The sequence below is a fragment of the Bacillus sp. FSL K6-0923 genome (genome assembly GCF_038630825.1).
Taxonomy (GTDB): Bacteria; Bacillota; Bacilli; order Bacillales; family Bacillaceae; genus Bacillus; species Bacillus pumilus.
In genome coordinates, this window is record NZ_CP152044.1 from 2,469,490 (window position 1) to 2,486,507 (window position 17,018).

Below are 17,018 nucleotides of genomic sequence, written 5' to 3' on the forward strand. Positions count from 1 at the left end.
TCGTTCAGGATGACCACTCCTTTTAGAATTCCTTCCTGTCTTCAAAAAGGGGTGATTCCAAAGGTTTCAAGCACTCTGACTGTTTTCGCAATAGGTAGACCGACAACGGAAAAATAATCACCATCTATTTTTTGAACAAACAGTGCGCCTTTCCCTTGAATGCCATAGCTTCCCGCTTTATCAAGGGGTTCGCCCGTATCGATATAGCGGTCTATTTCATTTTGAGTCAGCGTCCAAAATGTCACTTCTGTCTGTTCATAAAATGTTTCTTTTCTATTCTCTGACTGAACCGTGACACCCGTCAAGACTTGATGTGTCTTTCCTGATAATAATTGAAGCATAAAAGCCGCTTCTTTCTTGTCTTTTGGTTTCCCAAGACATTTGCCGTGAATTGCAACAATTGTATCTGCACCAATGACCACAGCTTTGGGATTTAATCTTTGAATATCATTTGCTTTTTGTTCTGCCAACCATTGGACGTTCTCAGCAGGGGAAAGGTTTCGAATTATTTCTTCTTTTAAATGACTTGCTTGAATGTCATAAGAAAACCCTGCTAGATCAAGCAATTCTTTTCTTCTAGGTGATTGCGATGCGAGAATCAATTGGTTCATGTTTGTTCATCCTTTCAGGGTTTAGCCTAAGAAGTAAGATACCCATTCATCCTAGCAAATGTACATCTTACCGACAATTTACGAAAATTCATTTTTCATGTACCTTCATCATTATGTTGGATGCAAAAGAAAAAAACTAGTCATTTTTTGACTAGTTTCGTTTCTTAAAAAATGATTTTACGTATTTAATTGATCAAGCAATGCCTGCTGAGATTTCCAGCCGTTTTCAGCAGTTGGGTCATTTAATAGCTGCACAGCTTTCAGCAAACCGCTTTTAGCCGGTGCGTCCTCTGTTTTGGCACTTTCAAGCTCAGAAATTAGCTGCGTGACTTCTTTTTGATCTACTTCATCGCCTGCAATCACTTTGGATGATAGTACAGATGCCTTTTCTATTAAACTAGTCAGCTCATCTGGTACTTGAAATGAGAGCTCCTTTCCTCCCCATGCCTCAAAGTGCTGATCAATCAATTTTTTCCCTACAGCGCTTGTCATCCCCTGCTCTGTCGCAAGCCCGGCAATGACATAATATCCATCATCCATGGAAACCTTTTTCCCTGCATACCCTGCATCCTTTAAACTGCCAACTAAGTCATCTGCTCCTTTTTCAGAAGAGAATTTCCCAGCCTGTACAACAAAGGTTGATAAACTGCCAGAGGTACTTTTTTCATCTTTGTTCTCTTTTGATTCATCTGTAGTACCTGCATTCGGCTCATCCCCGCCGGCTTTCATCGATGATTGATTTCCAGAACCAGATGCCGAGACACTGATATCTCCACCTGAAGGATTTGATGTACCATCTTGACTTAAACTAAGCGCAAACACCCCAAGGCCTGTCCCAAGAACGACCGCAAACACAATCGTTGTCATCACTCTCTTAAAGGGACCGCGATTTTTACCGAACTTCTGATCAAAGGAGCTTTTTTTCTTTTGATAAGGTGTGACGACTTTTGGATCAGAATGATAAATATGATCAGCAGCATCATCCCACTGGAAATCTTCTTCTTTCGGTTTAGACGAATCTTCCTGAGAAGCTGCTGTCTCCTGTTCCGAATGTCTCTTTTCTTCCCAATTCGAAAACGTCACTTGATCTTCTTGCTGTTTTGGCGGCTGATGATCATCTTCATGTACGATTTCTTCCTTGCCATTAATATTGACCTTTAGCCCTTGTTTTTTTGCCTGCCTCTTTTTCACTGTCATTCCCCGCTTTCTGACATGTTTGTAAGAAAGACCTTTCTGTCCAATGAATCAGTGCGAATTTAACCCGTCCTTCTTTCTGTTTCACACTTTAACATAGCAGGAAAAAAAAAGAACAAGACTTTTGTCGGCAGGGCAAAAAAGTGTTCGCCAATTTTTTCACCCCTTCGACTAGCCAAATAGAAACAAGACAGGGGCACCACAGAGATACATCAGAAATGAAAAAGCGATCGAAGGAACAAAAGGGAATGGCTCGTTTAATCGAAAGGAAAAGACCTTTGCATAAACCATTCCAGCAATACATGAGAGAAAAAGCATGAGAAGGAACGGCTTGAAGCCAAAGCAAAACGCAAGCACACTGAACAGCTTCATATCAGCTCCGCCCATACTATTTGGCTTAAAATAATCTAGACTAGAAAACAAAAGAATGCAAAAAATGAGAGAAGCCGCCCCTTCCCACCAGATCAGAAGCGGTTCCAGCGTGCGGTATATGACGAAAAGAGGGAAAAAGAAGAGAAACAGCTCGTTCGGCACCCTCATATAGAGAAGATCACTCACGACAGCAATCACGAATAAACTACAAAGAATCACAAGAAAAAGACCTTCAAACGAAAAACCTGTGATGCTATAAACAAATAAAAAAAGACCGCCTGACAGCAGTTCAACCATTGGGTATAGCCAAGATAGACGAATGCCGCAATGTTTACAAGATCCCTTCCATACAGCATAAGAAACGAGCGGGATCATGTCGTGCAGGGATAGCGGCTGTTTACAGGCTGTGCAGTGAGAACGTGGGAAGAGAATAGACCGCTTCACCGGCAGCCTTTCGCCTACGAGATGAAAGAACGAACCCATCGTGATACCTGCAAGAAACAAAAAAATCTCAATCATATGTGGAACTCCTTCCGGGAATAAGATAGACCGGATTTTACCATGACCCTATCCACTACAGCATATAATGAAAATATGATTTTCCCCCTCTTTTACATATAAAAAGAAAAAGACGCAGGGGGCATCAAAGCCATTTGCGTCTTTTCGTTACCCGATCATACGATTTCGTATATCTGAAATAAAATAAAGGGAGCCTGTCACAAGGATCACCGCTAAAGGATCATCACTTTTTTTCTGAATGAACTCAAGCACTGCACGAGGGTCATCGTCATACGATTTTGCCTCTAACTGACTGCACGCATAAAGCTTTTCCGCTGATTCAGCTCTTGGAAAATCAAATGAAACAAAATGGATAGAGGAACTAACGGCTTCAAGTTTTTGAATCATTTGCTTGTACGGCTTATCTTTTAAAGCACTAAAACAGACATGCACTTGTTTACTAGAAAAATGAGCTTGTACCGTTTCAATTAAACGGTCGATCCCTTCTTCATTATGAGCGCCGTCTAAATAAACTGGTGGATGATCTTTAACCTTTTCAAATCTTCCAGCCCAAACTGCATACCGAATACCTTCATATATCTGCTCTTTTGCCACGCTAATATAACCTTCTTGCTCCAGCCATTCAATGAGTAGAACAGCAAGGGAAGCATTTTGCCGTTGATGCGTTCCGATTAACCCTGTTTCAAGCTGCGGATACTGCCTTTTTGGTGTGCTTAACGTAAACTGTTCGCCTGTTTCTGTTGGCTGCTGATGACTGAAGGTACAAATATCCTGTAATGAAATACATTCCGCCTTCTTTTCTTTTGCGATGTTTTGAATGACCGCAAGTGCTTCCGGTTGATGAACAGCAGTAATCATCGGAATACCCTCTTTGATAATGCCCGCTTTTTCAGATGCAATTTGTTCAAGTGTGTCACCTAAAATCGCCATATGATCATGACCGATCGACGTAATCGCTGTTAAGATAGGGACGGCAACATTTGTTGAATCAAGTCTTCCGCCAAGGCCTGTCTCTAGTAGGACAAAGTCTACTTGCTGCACATCGGCAAAATAAGTAAATGCACATGCGGTAATGATTTCAAACTCTGTTGCTGCACCAAGCTCTGTTTGATCTAACTCATCAACAAAAGGCTTGATTTTATTGACCAAACTCAGCCATTCTTCATCCTGTATAGGTGCTCCATTCACGCTGATTCGTTCATTGAAAGTTAAAATAAACGGGGAGGTGAAGGTGCCGACTGAATAGCCTGCTGCCTGTAAAACGGAACGAGTAAACGCAATCGTTGAACCTTTTCCGTTTGTACCTGCAACATGTACTGCTTTTATGCGTTGTTCCGGATGGCTTAGTTTGTTCATCAGCCACTTCATTCTTTCAAGACCAGGTTTTACACCAAAGGCCAATCTACTGTGAATCCACTCAATGGCTTCATGATAGGTTGTAAACAATGTCATCTCTCATTTCATCCGAAATTTTCAAAAAAGACGACTCCATTTTGTTAGGAGCCGTCTTTTCAACCTTATGCTTTCAGCTCTTCAATGCGCTTTTGAACAGCTTCGCGTTTTGCGACATAGTCACGTTCTTTCGCACGCTCTTCTTCTACGACACTTTCAGGTGCTTTTTTCATAAAGCCTTCGTTGCCTAGCTTTTTCTGGACGCGCTCAACTTCTTTTGTCAGCTTATCCAGTTCTTTTTGCAGACGAGCGATTTCCTCATCTAAGTTGATCAAGCCTTCAAGCGGCAGAATGAGCTCTGCTCCAGAAATAACAGCCGTCATCGCTTTATCACTAGCTGGGACGTCTGTGCCAATTTCAAGTACACTTGGGTTCGTAAAGCGCTCGATATATGAACGGTTTTTCTCTAAGCGTTCCTGCACATCAGATGTAGAGGCTTTAATGTAAAGCTCTACCTGTTTGCTCATTGGCGTATTCACTTCACTGCGGATGTTACGAACAGAACGGATGAGCTCCACAAGCAGTTTCATATCAGCAGACGCTTGTTCGTTTGAAAGCTCCGGTTTCACCTCAGGCCAAGCCGCTACAGTAATCGATTCACCTTCGTGCGGAAGATGCTGCCAGATTTCTTCTGTTAAGAATGGCATGAACGGATGAAGAAGTCTCATCGTCTGATCTAATACGTACGCAAGGATGGAACGAGTCGTTTTCTTCGCTGCTTCATCTTCTCCATAAAGCGGAAGCTTCGCCATCTCAATGTACCAATCACAGAAGTCATCCCAAATGAAGTTGTATAAATGTCTGCCCACTTCACCAAATTCATACTTGTCAGCTAGCTGTGTAACACTTTCAATCGTTTCATTTAAGCGGGTTAAAATCCATTGGTCAGCCACTGATTTTTCTCCAGTCAAATCAAGCTCATCATACGTTAAGCCATCCATGTTCATTAAAGCAAAACGCGATGCGTTCCAAATTTTGTTCGCAAAGTTCCAAGTGGATTCAACCTTTTCAAAGCTAAAGCGAAGATCCTGACCTGGTGAGCTTCCAGTTGCTAAGAAATATCTTAATGAATCTGCACCGTACTTGTCGATGACCTCCATTGGATCAATTCCGTTTCCTAGCGACTTACTCATTTTACGTCCTTGCTCGTCACGGATCAGCCCATGAATAAGAACATCTTTGAACGGTTTTTCTCCAGTGAATTCAAGACCTTGGAAGATCATGCGAGAGACCCAGAAGAAAATGATGTCATAGCCTGTAACAAGCAGGTTTGTTGGATAGTAGCGCTTGAAGTCTTCACTATCTGCATCCGGCCAGCCCATTGTAGAGAAAGGCCAAAGCGCTGAACTAAACCATGTATCAAGCACATCGTTATCCTGTTCCCAGTTCTCTAAATCTTTTGGTGCTTCCAGTCCAACATATACTTCTTTCGTCTCTTTATGATACCAAGCTGGAATGCGGTGTCCCCACCATAGCTGACGAGAAATACACCAGTCACGGATATTTTCCATCCAGTGTAAATACGTCTTTTCAAAGCGGTCTGGAACAAATTGAACTTGGTCATCTCCATTTTGAAGGTTGATGGCTTCGTCTGCCAGCGGCTGCATTTTTACAAACCATTGTGTTGATAAATAAGGTTCAACGACAGCTCCGCTTCGCTCACTATGACCAACTGAATGCATATGGTCCTCAATTTTGAATAAAATCCTCTCTTCTTGCAAGTCTTTAACAAGCTGTTTACGGCATTCAAAGCGGTCCATTCCTTTGTATTGCAGTGCATTTGCATTCATTGTGCCATCTTCATTCATGACAAGAATACGCTCTAAGTTATGGCGGTTTCCAAGCTCAAAGTCATTCGGGTCATGAGCAGGTGTAATTTTCACAGCTCCTGAACCAAACTCCATATCGACATAGTCATCAGCAACGATTGGAATCTCGCGTCCTGTAATTGGCAAGACCACTGTTTTTCCAATCAAATGCTGATAACGTTCGTCATCAGGATGCACAGCAACGGCTGTATCTCCGAGCATTGTTTCAGGTCTTGTCGTCGCAATTTCAATTGAACCCGTGCCATCTGAAAGTGGGTATCTTAAGTGATAAAACGCGCCTTGAACATCTTTATAAATGACTTCAATATCAGAAAGTGCCGTTTTCGTCGCTGGGTCCCAGTTAATGATATACTCTCCGCGATAGATCAGCCCTTTTTCATACAACTGGACAAACACTTGGCGTACCGCTTTATTCAGACCCTCATCTAATGTAAAACGTTCACGCGAGTAATCAAGACCAAGTCCCATTTTCGCCCACTGGCTGCGAATAAAGTCCGCATATTCTTCTTTCCATTTCCACGTTTCTTCCACAAATTTCTCCCGGCCAAGGTCATAACGGCTTACGCCTTCTTCGCGAAGCTTTGCCTCGACCTTTGCTTGCGTCGCAATACCGGCATGATCCATTCCTGGAAGCCATAGAACGTCATAGCCCTGCATCCGTTTCATACGTGTCACGATGTCTTGAAGGGTCGAATCCCATGCATGCCCAAGGTGCAGTTTTCCTGTCACGTTTGGTGGAGGAATGACGACTGTATATGGATCTTTCGTTTTGTCATTTTGCGCTTCGAAGAATTTCCCTTCAAGCCAGTACGTATAGCGGTCTTTTTCTATCGCATTTGGGTCGTACTTTGTTGGCATTTCTTGATTATTTGTTTCCATTTATGTAACCTCCACATTTTTTCGGCTGATGAAACATAAAAAAAGCCTTTTCATCCTTATAAAAGGACGAAAAAGCTTTTTCGCGGTACCACCTTTTTTCATGGAACACATAGACGTGTCCCATACACTCTAAAGGATAACGGGGTTCTCCCGAATTTCTCTACTTGTTCATTCAAGAAATTAAGCTCACAGGCGACCTTCCAAACAAGTACATCCTAGGAAACCTTTCAGCACATGGTCTCCCTCTCTTTAGGGTCTTGCTCGTACTCTTCCTGATCCATGCTTACGATATATCACGTTCATCAGCACATACTCATCTTTTATTTATATTACTAAATGCCTTTTGTTTTCGTCAATCATCTTTTCCGCTTTTCTTCTTCTTTATACAAATTAGGCAAGCACCCTTTGCCTCTTTGCCCATATGATAATAACAAAATGAAGAAGGAGGGCGTTTGCTTTGAAAAAGATCAATCCTTACACACTTCCCCCCTGGCTGAGACAAATTCGGGCAGTGGCCTCCCAGGTCGTTCTCCCGATTGCGATATTTCAAGGGTTTCGTACGATCATTTTCCCCACAACATTTGACGTCCTCATCTTAGGTATTCTCATTTTTCTCGCCTGCGCCTTTCACCTTGATTGGTTTTAAACACTCGCGCTTATGTACCAGCCAATATGAACACAAAATAACCTCGTCATTCCGCTGATGACGAGGCACTTTGTTCTTCTTCAAGCCGTCTAGCCTGCTCAATCTCGTGTATCTTCATGACGGTCGGCTCTGAATTTTTCATCTGCCAATACGCTCTTAACAGCTGTTGACAGCTTTCCATCTCATCCTGCCCGCCTGCTTCATAGGTTTTAACTGTATCAAACAGACCTTGCGGATAAGCAAGGTAACTAAGGAACAGATGAAGCTCTTCCTCCCGAAGAGGATTTCCTTTTTGGTACGTATAAAACAAGGAAGTGCATTCAGGACAAGACGTGGGATAGGTTTTGAATGTCCGAAAGTAAAAGGTCAGAAGATCATAAATGGGGGCGGCTTTTTTAGACCGCTCAAAATTGGTGAAATGTCCTGTGCCTACATCATTATACAAAAAGTGATGAATCGACAGCTGCCCATGATTTAAGACAACACGTGTTGTTTCTTTATCTTTCATTTCTTCATGCCAATCTTCTAATCGTTCGAGGGCAAATTCGCTGGCAGACATCGCCTCTGAAAAATACATCGCAGCAGTCAGTTCAAATGGCGACATATACCAAGTCTGCTCTGCCCGCTCTATGAATCGTTCATACATGTCTTTCTCTGTTTCCCATTTGGTCTTGATTTGTGTGTAGTGCGCTTCGATCTCTTGCTCTGTGATATCCATCATCACTTCAGTCCGCTGATGAAGTCTTGCAATCTCTTGAAACAAATATTCATGTTTATCGTCCTGCTCTTCTCTCTTTTCATTCGTCAGCCAAGGCATGAGATAGTATGCGTACTGACTTTCACGATGACTTGAGAAAAAAGAACCGCTCTTCGTCCGATAAATCGGCACAAAAGAGCGATAGCCCTTTGATTCTAGTTCAAGCATTTGCTCTGTAAACTGCATATGTCGACTGGCTTTTACTCGCTTTAAGGCAAACACGCCCTGCTTTGTATATACTTTGACGACAGCAGGACTGACAGGTTCAACGTATTCCGCCTCAAGCCCGTATTCGTATAGGACAGATTGGATCTCATCCACGTTCACTCACCACATTTTCTCGATCGGTCATCTCTTGTTATGCATTGCTTTTTTGATATTCAGGAATATAAAGAATCTGCCCTTCTTCAAGCTCCGCATCCACCGATAATGAATTTGTGCGAAGAAGCTGCTGCACATTCAACTGGTATCGCTCACAAATACGATCGACCGTATCTTCTTGCTGAACTATACATATTTTCATGCGAGAAAAATCTTCCTCCTCCTGCTTAGCAAACAGCTTTGTTAAATAAAGAGAGTTCTCACTGCCCGACGTTTCTCTCACGTCTTCTTCAAATGCCTCTTCTTCTTGAGCTGACTCATATACTTTTGGTGCTTCTCGTTCATATAACCGTCCAAGCTGGTACGTGTCGTCCCGCGCCTCTTCCTCTTCCACGTGATAAGCGGGTGATTCAAATACAGGATATGGCTGAACCGTTTCTTCCTGCTCTTCGGTTATTTCCGGATCTTTTCTCACTTCTACTTCAAAAAACGTGTCCTGCCGTTCTTCTTCATCTAAGAGCTTAGGCGGTTCAAAAAATGGTGGTTCTTGCACCTGAGCTTCAGGTAAGGAGCGATAACCAAGCGCCACTTCTTCTTGGCTCCCCGTTTCCTCCTGTTCTTTTAGTTCTTCGGTTTCTTCTTCCCTACTCACCAGTTCTATCTCAATTTCTTCTTCCTGTTCCTCTTCTTCGGCGCGCGTGTCATGCTGTAATACAGCCTGATCCTCTTCAATCTCATGTTCATAGTCTTGTAGCTCTTCTTGCTCTTCATCTTCTGGCTGCAGCTGATAATCGTAGGTCACGTCGCCATATTCTTCTTCAGAACGATGAACAAATTCATACGGCTCCTCTACAGGCGCTTGAGGCGTTTCCTCGTCTAAAAGACCCTCAATCGCTAGATCAGCTTGAATGGTGAGCAAACGATTTTCTGTCAGCTGGTAATCAAACGCATCAATAAACACAAACACATCATTTAAATGACTGATTTTGTTTTTAGGAATCGTGATATCGACTGGGAATTGATGCAGAAGCTCCGCCGTCCCATCTTCTCTGACCTTCACCTCATCAGCTTCTCTGTATGATGCATAGGAACTCAATTCACCCAATAGCTCCTCTTGATTTATGTTGTATTCTCCTGTTAGCTCGAGTGAACCTCTAATCGAAACATAATCATTCACTTCTTGAACGAGAATGTCAGGATCGAGAGAAATAGACAGCAGCTCACTGACTTCCTGTCCGCTTTTGAAATAGATGGATTCTTCTACTGAAAACTGTAATCGATTATTTTGAGACAAGTCGGTGTCCTCCTTTCATCTAATCCTTCAAAATAAAATTAGATGTCAATACAGATGTATGTGAGCGGCGGTGAAAATATGATTGGTTTTCAGCAACACAAAAAAGCCGATATATCTCCATATCGGCTTTCGTTTATTAACGTAGTTTTTGAAATACTTTTTCCACTGTCTCAATCGTATATTCGATGTCTTCATCTGTGTGGGCTGTTGATAGGAACAGTCCTTCGAATTGAGAAGGTGGAAGGAAGATGCCGTGATCGGCCATTTCCTTATAAAATTCAGCAAATAAAGCGAGATCAGCATTTTTAGCTTTGTCATAATTGACCACTTCTTCATCTGTAAAGAAGAATCCAATCATCGAACCTGCACGGTTAAACGTTAATGGAATTCCGTGTGCTTTTGCTGCATTTGAAATGCCTTCTTCCAGCCGGTCTCCTTTTCGTCTAAACTCTTCATAAGACTCAGGTGTCAGCTGTTTTAAGGTTTCCAGGCCTGCTGTCATCGCAAGTGGGTTACCAGATAACGTTCCTGCTTGATAAATTGGGCCGCTTGGCGCAATTTGTCTCATAATATCCGCTCTTCCGCCATAAGCACCGACTGGGAGACCGCCACCAATCACTTTACCAAGACACGTCAGATCAGGTGTGATGCCAAAGTAGCCTTGTGCGCAGTGATAATCCACACGGAAGCCTGTCATGACCTCATCAAAAATGAGTAAAGCTCCGTATTGCTCCGTGATATCTCTCAGCCCTTGTAAGAAACCGTCTTGCGGAGGGACAACGCCCATATTTCCTGCAACCGGCTCGACAATGACACCTGCAATATCGTCTCCAAATTCCTGAAAAGCAACTTGAATGCTTTCTAAATCATTGTATGGCACTGTGATCGTATTACTTGCAGTCCCTTCAGGTACCCCTGGGCTATCTGGAAGCCCTAGCGTTGCAACACCTGAACCTGCTTTAATGAGCAAAGAATCACCATGGCCATGATAGCAGCCTTCAAATTTCACAATTTTATTTCTGCCTGTAAAGCCTCGAGCTAGACGAAGCGCACTCATGGTTGCCTCTGTACCAGAGCTGACCATACGAATGACTTCGATAGAAGGAACCCGCTCTGATACAAGCTTAGCTAATTCATTTTCAACTAATGTCGAAGCACCAAAGCTTGTCCCCTTTTCTGCAACTCGCTGAATGCTTTGAACCACACGGTCATTCGTATGCCCTAAAATAAGCGGTCCCCATGATAAGACATAATCGATGTATTCATTTCCATCAATATCATAGATCTTGGCGCCTTTGCCTCGTTCCATAAAAATCGGATCTGTGTTCACTGATTTAAATGCACGTACAGGGCTGTTGACACCACCAGGCATTAAATGCTGCGCTTCTTCAAATGCTTGCTTTGATTTTTCATAGCTACGTCCCATTTCAACGTCCTCCTGTCTATCCGTTCTTTATTCTGAGAGCCATTTTGCTGCATCTTTTGCATGATACGTAATAATAAGTTCTGCTCCTGCACGTTTCATGCTTGTCAGCATTTCAAGAACAAGCTCTTTTTCAGAAATCCACCCATTTTGAGCAGCGGCTTTGACCATTGCATATTCTCCGCTCACATTGTAAGCAACAACAGGGAGTGTAAATTCATTTTTGACATCACGCATAATATCTAAATAAGAAAGGGATGGTTTCACAATGAGGAAGTCAGCTCCCTCTTCTACGTCAGATTGCGCTTCTCTTAATGCTTCTAAACGGTTTGCAGGGTCCATTTGGTATGTTTTACGATCTCCAAACTGCGGTGTGCTATGCGCCGCATCACGAAACGGACCGTAAAACGCACTTGCATATTTCACAGCATATGACATGACAGGTACATGAATAAAGCCAGCTTCATCAAGCGCCTCACGAATGGCAACCACAAATCCATCCATCATATTTGAAGGCGCAATGATATCTGCACCTGCGCTCGCTTGACTAACAGCAGTTTTCGCTAATAGCTGAAGAGATTCATCATTTAAAATTTCACCATCTTCAACGATTCCGCAATGTCCATGATCTGTATATTGGCATAAGCAAGTGTCTGCAATGACCACAAGCTCTGGGAAATGCTTTTTGATCTCAAGCGTTGCTCTTTGCACAATGCCATGGTCGTGATATGCTTCACTGCCCACATGGTCTTTATGATCTGGAACACCAAATACGATAATTGATTTGATGCCTAGATCGACAAGCTCTTGGACTTCTTCTTTTACAAGGTCCACTGAAATGTGATAAACACCCGGCATTGAAGGGACTTCTTTTCGGACATTTTCGCCCTCTACAAAAAAGATCGGATAAATGAAATCAGATGGTCTTAAAAAGGTTTCTCTGACTAATTCTCTCATTCCTGCGCTTGTCCGCAGTCTGCGGTGTCTGTTAAATTTCATCATTGATTCAACTTCCTTTCAGATAAACGGCACATCAATTCAAGCATTCCGTCTATCGTATAAGTATCTGGGGTTTCAGAAGAAATCCCGTATTGAAGCAGTGCCTCTTTTGTCAGAGGACCGATCGTCACAAAACAGGTGTCAGAAGCAGCCAGCTTCGCTGCATCTGCCTCCATGGCATGCATAAATGAATGGACAGTCGATGAGCTCGTAAATGTAATAAAATCAAATGATTGCTTCGTCATTGCCGTTTTAAGAGCGGCAATCCCTTCCTCATCCTTAACCGTTTCATATAAAATCCATTCTTTTACTTCTATGCCAAGTGGCACAAGCATTTTCTTCACGACATCTCGAGACAGGTGTCCTTTTGCTACAAACACACGCTCTCCCGGATGCACATGGTCAAGCAGCGCATCTGCGAGCTCTTCCGCTATGAATCGTTCTGGTACTACGTCCACCTTCAAGCCGTGCTGCTCAAGATAGGCAGAGGTTTTCTCACCTACCGCAGCTACTTTCAAATGGGATAAACTTTTATGTAAATGATGGTCCTCTATGTAGCTCAGAAAAAAAGACGCACCATTCACACTCGTGAAAACAAGCCATTGGCTATTTTCTAAGTCCTTTAAAAAGGCCTGCGCTTTTTCATTTGTGAGCGTAGGCTCAAACCGAATAAGAGAGGTTAAAACAGCATGGCCGTTCAGCTCTTCAATCTTCTGCTGAAACACCCCCGCTTGACGTTCATTTCGAGTGACAAGCACCGTCTGTCCGTGAAGCGATTGGCCTATGGTCATTGGGAGGACAGATCCTTTTTCACCTTGTCGATTAAATCCTTTGCTCCCTTATCAGCCATCTGCTTCGCACATGCTGTTCCAATTGCCTCAGGGTCAGTGCCTGATACAGTTTCTCGAATAATCGTGTGTCCATCAGCAGATGCCACAAGACCCGTCAGTTCAATTTCATCACGCTCATTCATCGTTGCATAGCCAGCGATCGGCACCTGGCAGCTGCCATCCATTTGTTTGAGGAAGGCTCGTTCAGCGAGAACCGTTTTCTTTGTGTATTCATTCGTAAATTGAGCAAGGAGCTGCAATAGCTCTTCATCATCTCCGCGGCACTCAATTGACAAAGCGCCTTGGCCAACTGCGGGCAGGCAAGTCTCAGGAGATAAAAATTCAGACACGACCTCTTTGCTCCAGCCCATTCTGGACAGACCGGCAGCCGCTAGAATAATGGCATCATATTCTTCATTTTTCAGCTTTTCCAATCGTGTATCAATGTTTCCTCGAATCCATTTAATGTTCAGATCTGGTCTTTCTTGAAGAAGCTGGGCACTGCGCCGTAAGCTGCTTGTTCCCACAATAGCACCATTCGGCAGCTCGTGAAGACGCAGATGATCCTTCGAAATAAGAGCGTCCCTTACATCTTCACGCTCAGGAATACAGCCAATGACTAACCCTTCAGGAAGAGCAGCCGGCATATCCTTCATACTGTGAACGGCCATATCGATGTCGTGATTCAGCATCGCCTGTTCAATTTCTTTGACAAACAGTCCTTTTCCGCCAACCTTTGATAAGGTTACATCTAAAATTTTATCACCCTTTGTCACAATCTCTTTTATTTCAAAAGAATAAGAAGGGTTTAGTTCAGACAGCTTTTGAATGACCCATTTTGTTTGTGTAATTGCAAGCTTACTTCTTCTAGAACCTACTTTAATTGTACGCAATTCGTCTTCCTCCCGACAATGCCCTTAAGACTCATCATTATTTATTGAAACCAATGAAAGGTTGATAAGCTACCAAGCAGAAAATAATTGATCATCAGCACAAGGAATGAACCGACATTCCACAGTGCCACGACTTTGCCCTGCATATTTCTCACCAATCTGATATATAAGTAAACACCATATAAAAACAGCATAATAAACGAACCAAGCACCTTGGCATCTGTCCAGTACAACGTATCATACGAAATATATGCCCAAATGATGCCAAGAATCAAACTAAGTAAGAGCATCGGCACGCCAATAATGTTTAATACGTATGCCATATGATCAAGCTTCGATAAATCTTCAATTCTTAGAAGCCATTTCCCCCATTTTTTCTTTTTCAGCAAACGATATTGAAAGAGATAGAGAAGAGAGAAAGCAAATGAAAGTGAAAAGGCACCGTATGATAAAATCGCCATCGTAATATGAATCACAAGCAACTCACTCGTCAGCTTCCCCGTTAGTTCTGCTGAGTGAAGATCAGATGGTGTAAAGGTGTGAATTGCCATCAAGGAAAAACCGATGACGTTTGTAAAAAAGACGATAAATTCAACACGCAAGACCTTTGTGAGAACAAGTGAAAGTGTCACAAGCACCCACGTATAAAAATATAACCCCTCTGCTACATTCAACACAGGGAATCGGTCTGTTTCCATCATAATATAGAACATGTAGACTGTTTGCAGCAGCCAGACAATAGAAAGCAACCAGAAAGCTATTTTTCCAGCCTTCCGGTTGTGTTGAAGAAAATCTATGAAATAGAACAAGACACTTAGTGCATAGATCAAGGTCGTCGCTTCGCCTAGTCTCGCTACAATGGATTCCATCATCGCTTAATCACTCACTAGCAACTGTAGCAAGGCCTTGTGCCATATTTGGTTTAAACAGCTGAAATGACCCTTGCTCCACCTGCATCGGCTCCACCTTTTGCTCTTCATCTTCAACCTGTAAATCAAAGATTTCTTTGAAGAGTAAAAGTTTTTCCTCTGCATTCGGCTCTGCGGCAATTTCTTTTGCCTTTAAGATAGGATCTTTCAGCATTTGATTGATAATGCTTTTCGTATGTTTATTTAATAGCTTCATTTCACGGTGTGTGAGATTCGGAAGCTTTCGCTCAATACTCTGCATCGTATCCGCTTGAATCGTCAGCGCCTTTTCTCTAAGTGCAGAAATGACAGGAACCACACCAAGCGTATTCAGCCATTGCTTAAATTCCACAATTTCTGCTTCAATGAGGAGCTCAACCTGCTCAGCCACCGCACGGCGTTCTTTTAAGTTAGCTGCCACGATGCCCTCAAGGTCATCAATGTCATACAAAAAAGCACCTTCTACTTCAGAAATGGCTGGATCTAAATCACGGGGCACAGCAATATCCACCATAAATAGTGGTCTGCCTTTCCGCTTTTTATTCGCACCTTCGACCATTTCTTTTGTAATGACAAATTGTTTCGCACCAGTGGAGCTAATTAAAATGTCCGCTTCAGATAATGTTTTTTCCAATTGGTTTAAGCTTTTAGGCTCTCCTGAAAAACGGCCTGCCAATTCTTTTGCTTTCTCATATGTTCGATTGATAACCGTTACTTGACCAATCCCTTGACCTTGAAGGTTTTGAGCCGCTAGTTCGCCCATTTTACCCGCACCAAGAATCAGGACATGTTTATCAGAAAGACGTCCAAATATTTTTTTCGCAAGCTCGACAGCTGCATAGCTGACAGACACGGCATTAGACGCAATGTCTGTTTCCGCATGAGAGCGTTTTGCAACGGTGACCGCCTGTTTGAATAAATAATTGAAAACGGTACCAATGGTCTTCTCCTCTTGAGCTACTTTAAAGCTAGAGCGCACTTGACCAAGTATTTGTGTTTCGCCAATCACCATGGAATCAAGTCCACAGGCCACACGGAATAAATGCTCGACCGCTCCATCATTTTCATAGAACTTCAAATAAGGCGAGACATCTTCCTTTTCTAAACCGAACCAATCAGCTAAAAATCTTTTTATATAAAACCGTCCAGTATGAAGCTGATCTACCACTGCGTAGATCTCTGTTCGATTACATGTTGAGATGACGATATTCTCTAGAATGCTTTTTTCTTCTTTAAGCTTGGACATCGCTGTTCCGAGCTCGCTCGGTTCAAAGCTCAGCTGTTCCCGTATCTCAACAGGGGCTGTTTTATAATCTAAACCCACAACAAGAATATGCATAACTTCAGCTTGCACCCCCAACGCCCTGTCTAATTTATAATAATTACAATATAGAATTTATTATTTATAATGATTATAACATATATTCATTTTTAGCTGGATGAAAATTGTGAACAGATTTCAAAAATGTTGTGATATAGTAGAAAAATGTTCGACACCCATTATGCCATATCATCACTTCAAGCAATTTACCAGATTTGGCGCGTGCGGACAAATGATCTGCTTAAAAGAAGGTGACATCTTTGAAGAAGAAATCCATTTTGCTGCCGCTCACTTTGCTGGCTGTAGCGCTATATGCCATTCTCTCAGGAGGTCAATTTGACATTTGGAAGGATCAAGAGAAATGGTATACACTCGTACTGCTTTTTGGCCTTGCTTTCTTATATCAAGGAAAGAAGGAGCAAGAAAGCGCTCATGTGTTTATCGGTATGCTGATGACGGGTCTTTCGCTACACTTTATTCTCCAGCCAAAATTGGACTACTGGCCAGACACATTTACGATGATCGTATTCATCGTTGGACTTGCTCTTTTTGTGAAATCATCTCAGAAAAAAGAATATCGTATTGAAAGTGTTGTTCTCATTGCACTCGGTCTGTTCCTTTATTTCTTTCAGCAAATTACAAAGCAGCTAAGTTCCTTTTCGATCCCTACTTCCGGTTTTGAATTGTACTGGCCGTATGTACTGATTGCTGTCAGTCTCCTCTTATTATTTTTAAAAAGGAAATAACTTATACAATAAAAAGGCATCTGC

15 protein-coding genes and 1 other annotated feature are annotated in these 17,018 nt (G+C 42.5%); of the genes, 2 read left to right on the plus strand and 13 right to left on the minus strand.

Features of this window, described 5'->3' with window-relative positions; genetic code table 11:
• Positions 1-41: 41 nt before the first annotated feature.
• From MHI16_RS12675 to MHI16_RS12695, 5 genes are all read right to left on the minus strand, one after another.
• Positions 42-611, minus strand: coding sequence for a Maf family protein (locus MHI16_RS12675; protein WP_268466286.1), 570 nt, complete (start codon positions 609-611; stop codon positions 42-44).
• Positions 612-788: 177 nt separating this feature from the next.
• The gene (locus MHI16_RS12680) at positions 789-1,808 is read right to left on the minus strand and encodes an SPOR domain-containing protein (protein WP_268466289.1); all 1,020 of its coding nucleotides are present in this window, start codon (positions 1,806-1,808) and stop codon (positions 789-791) included.
• Between the two features lie 168 nt (positions 1,809-1,976).
• Positions 1,977-2,696 (minus strand): A24 family peptidase, encoded by a 720-nt coding sequence (locus MHI16_RS12685; RefSeq protein ID WP_058014534.1) that lies wholly within the window; start codon positions 2,694-2,696, stop codon positions 1,977-1,979.
• 147 nt (positions 2,697-2,843) lie between these two features.
• Positions 2,844-4,148 carry a folylpolyglutamate synthase/dihydrofolate synthase family protein gene (locus MHI16_RS12690; RefSeq protein ID WP_058014533.1) on the minus strand — a complete coding sequence of 435 codons (1,305 nt, stop codon included), beginning with the start codon at positions 4,146-4,148 and terminating at the stop codon, positions 2,844-2,846.
• A 65-nt stretch (positions 4,149-4,213) separates the two neighbouring features.
• Positions 4,214-6,856 (minus strand): valine--tRNA ligase, encoded by a 2,643-nt coding sequence (locus MHI16_RS12695; protein ID WP_058014532.1) that lies wholly within the window; start codon positions 6,854-6,856, stop codon positions 4,214-4,216.
• Positions 6,857-6,915: 59 nt separating this feature from the next.
• Positions 6,916-7,145, minus strand: a binding site (T-box leader).
• 168 nt (positions 7,146-7,313) lie between these two features.
• Between MHI16_RS12695 and MHI16_RS12700 the strand changes: the two genes are divergently transcribed.
• Positions 7,314-7,502, plus strand: coding sequence for a hypothetical protein (locus tag MHI16_RS12700; RefSeq protein ID WP_003216497.1), 189 nt, complete (start codon positions 7,314-7,316; stop codon positions 7,500-7,502).
• Between the two features lie 46 nt (positions 7,503-7,548).
• On the opposite strand, the gene ysxE is transcribed toward MHI16_RS12700, so the two are convergent.
• From ysxE to hemA, 8 genes are all read right to left on the minus strand, one after another.
• Positions 7,549-8,580, minus strand: coding sequence for a spore coat protein YsxE (gene ysxE, locus MHI16_RS12705; protein ID WP_058014531.1), 1,032 nt, complete (start codon positions 8,578-8,580; stop codon positions 7,549-7,551).
• Between the two features lie 37 nt (positions 8,581-8,617).
• Complete coding sequence (locus MHI16_RS12710) at positions 8,618-9,874, minus strand: LysM peptidoglycan-binding domain-containing protein (RefSeq protein ID WP_058014530.1); 1,257 nt, start codon at positions 9,872-9,874, stop codon at positions 8,618-8,620.
• Positions 9,875-10,010: 136 nt separating this feature from the next.
• On the minus strand, positions 10,011-11,300 hold the full coding sequence (gene hemL / locus MHI16_RS12715) for a glutamate-1-semialdehyde 2,1-aminomutase (protein ID WP_268466293.1): 1,290 nt from the start codon (positions 11,298-11,300) through the stop codon (positions 10,011-10,013).
• Positions 11,301-11,327: 27 nt separating this feature from the next.
• Positions 11,328-12,299 (minus strand): porphobilinogen synthase, encoded by a 972-nt coding sequence (gene hemB, locus MHI16_RS12720; RefSeq protein WP_058014529.1) that lies wholly within the window; start codon positions 12,297-12,299, stop codon positions 11,328-11,330.
• Entirely contained in the window at positions 12,296-13,087 is a 792-nt protein-coding gene (locus MHI16_RS12725; protein WP_058014528.1) for a uroporphyrinogen-III synthase, read from the minus strand. The genes hemB and MHI16_RS12725 overlap by 4 nt, the downstream gene beginning before the upstream one ends.
• Complete coding sequence (gene hemC / locus MHI16_RS12730; protein WP_058014527.1) at positions 13,084-14,019, minus strand: hydroxymethylbilane synthase; 936 nt, start codon at positions 14,017-14,019, stop codon at positions 13,084-13,086. Before hemC ends, MHI16_RS12725 begins: the two co-directional genes overlap by 4 nt.
• Before the next feature lie 41 nt (positions 14,020-14,060).
• Positions 14,061-14,891 (minus strand): cytochrome c biogenesis protein, encoded by an 831-nt coding sequence (locus tag MHI16_RS12735; RefSeq protein ID WP_058014526.1) that lies wholly within the window; start codon positions 14,889-14,891, stop codon positions 14,061-14,063.
• 7 nt (positions 14,892-14,898) lie between these two features.
• Complete coding sequence (gene hemA, locus MHI16_RS12740; protein WP_058014525.1) at positions 14,899-16,266, minus strand: glutamyl-tRNA reductase; 1,368 nt, start codon at positions 16,264-16,266, stop codon at positions 14,899-14,901.
• Positions 16,267-16,508: 242 nt separating this feature from the next.
• Here hemA and MHI16_RS12745 point away from each other — a divergent pair, with 242 nt between their 5' ends.
• Positions 16,509-16,994: a hypothetical protein gene (locus MHI16_RS12745; protein ID WP_058014524.1), complete on the plus strand. Its 486-nt coding sequence runs from the start codon at positions 16,509-16,511 to the stop codon at positions 16,992-16,994.
• The last annotated feature ends 24 nt before the right edge of the window (positions 16,995-17,018 follow it).

Bases quoted from the DNA above. Each gene is read 5' to 3' on its own strand.
- MHI16_RS12685 (WP_058014534.1), bottom strand. From the start codon at position 2,696: ATGATTGAGATTTTTTTGTTTCTTGCAGGTATCACGATGGGTTCGTTC.
- MHI16_RS12690 (WP_058014533.1), bottom strand. From the start codon at position 4,148: ATGACATTGTTTACAACCTATCATGAAGCCATTGAGTGGATTCACAGT.
- hemB (WP_058014529.1), bottom strand. From the start codon at position 12,299: ATGATGAAATTTAACAGACACCGCAGACTGCGGACAAGCGCAGGAATG.
- hemL (WP_268466293.1), bottom strand. From the start codon at position 11,300: ATGGGACGTAGCTATGAAAAATCAAAGCAAGCATTTGAAGAAGCGCAG.
- hemA (WP_058014525.1), bottom strand. From the start codon at position 16,266: ATGCATATTCTTGTTGTGGGTTTAGATTATAAAACAGCCCCTGTTGAG.
- MHI16_RS12675 (WP_268466286.1), bottom strand. From the start codon at position 611: ATGAACCAATTGATTCTCGCATCGCAATCACCTAGAAGAAAAGAATTG.
- MHI16_RS12735 (WP_058014526.1), bottom strand. From the start codon at position 14,891: ATGATGGAATCCATTGTAGCGAGACTAGGCGAAGCGACGACCTTGATC.
- MHI16_RS12680 (WP_268466289.1), bottom strand. From the start codon at position 1,808: ATGACAGTGAAAAAGAGGCAGGCAAAAAAACAAGGGCTAAAGGTCAAT.
- MHI16_RS12695 (WP_058014532.1), bottom strand. From the start codon at position 6,856: ATGGAAACAAATAATCAAGAAATGCCAACAAAGTACGACCCAAATGCG.
- MHI16_RS12725 (WP_058014528.1), bottom strand. From the start codon at position 13,087: ATGACCATAGGCCAATCGCTTCACGGACAGACGGTGCTTGTCACTCGA.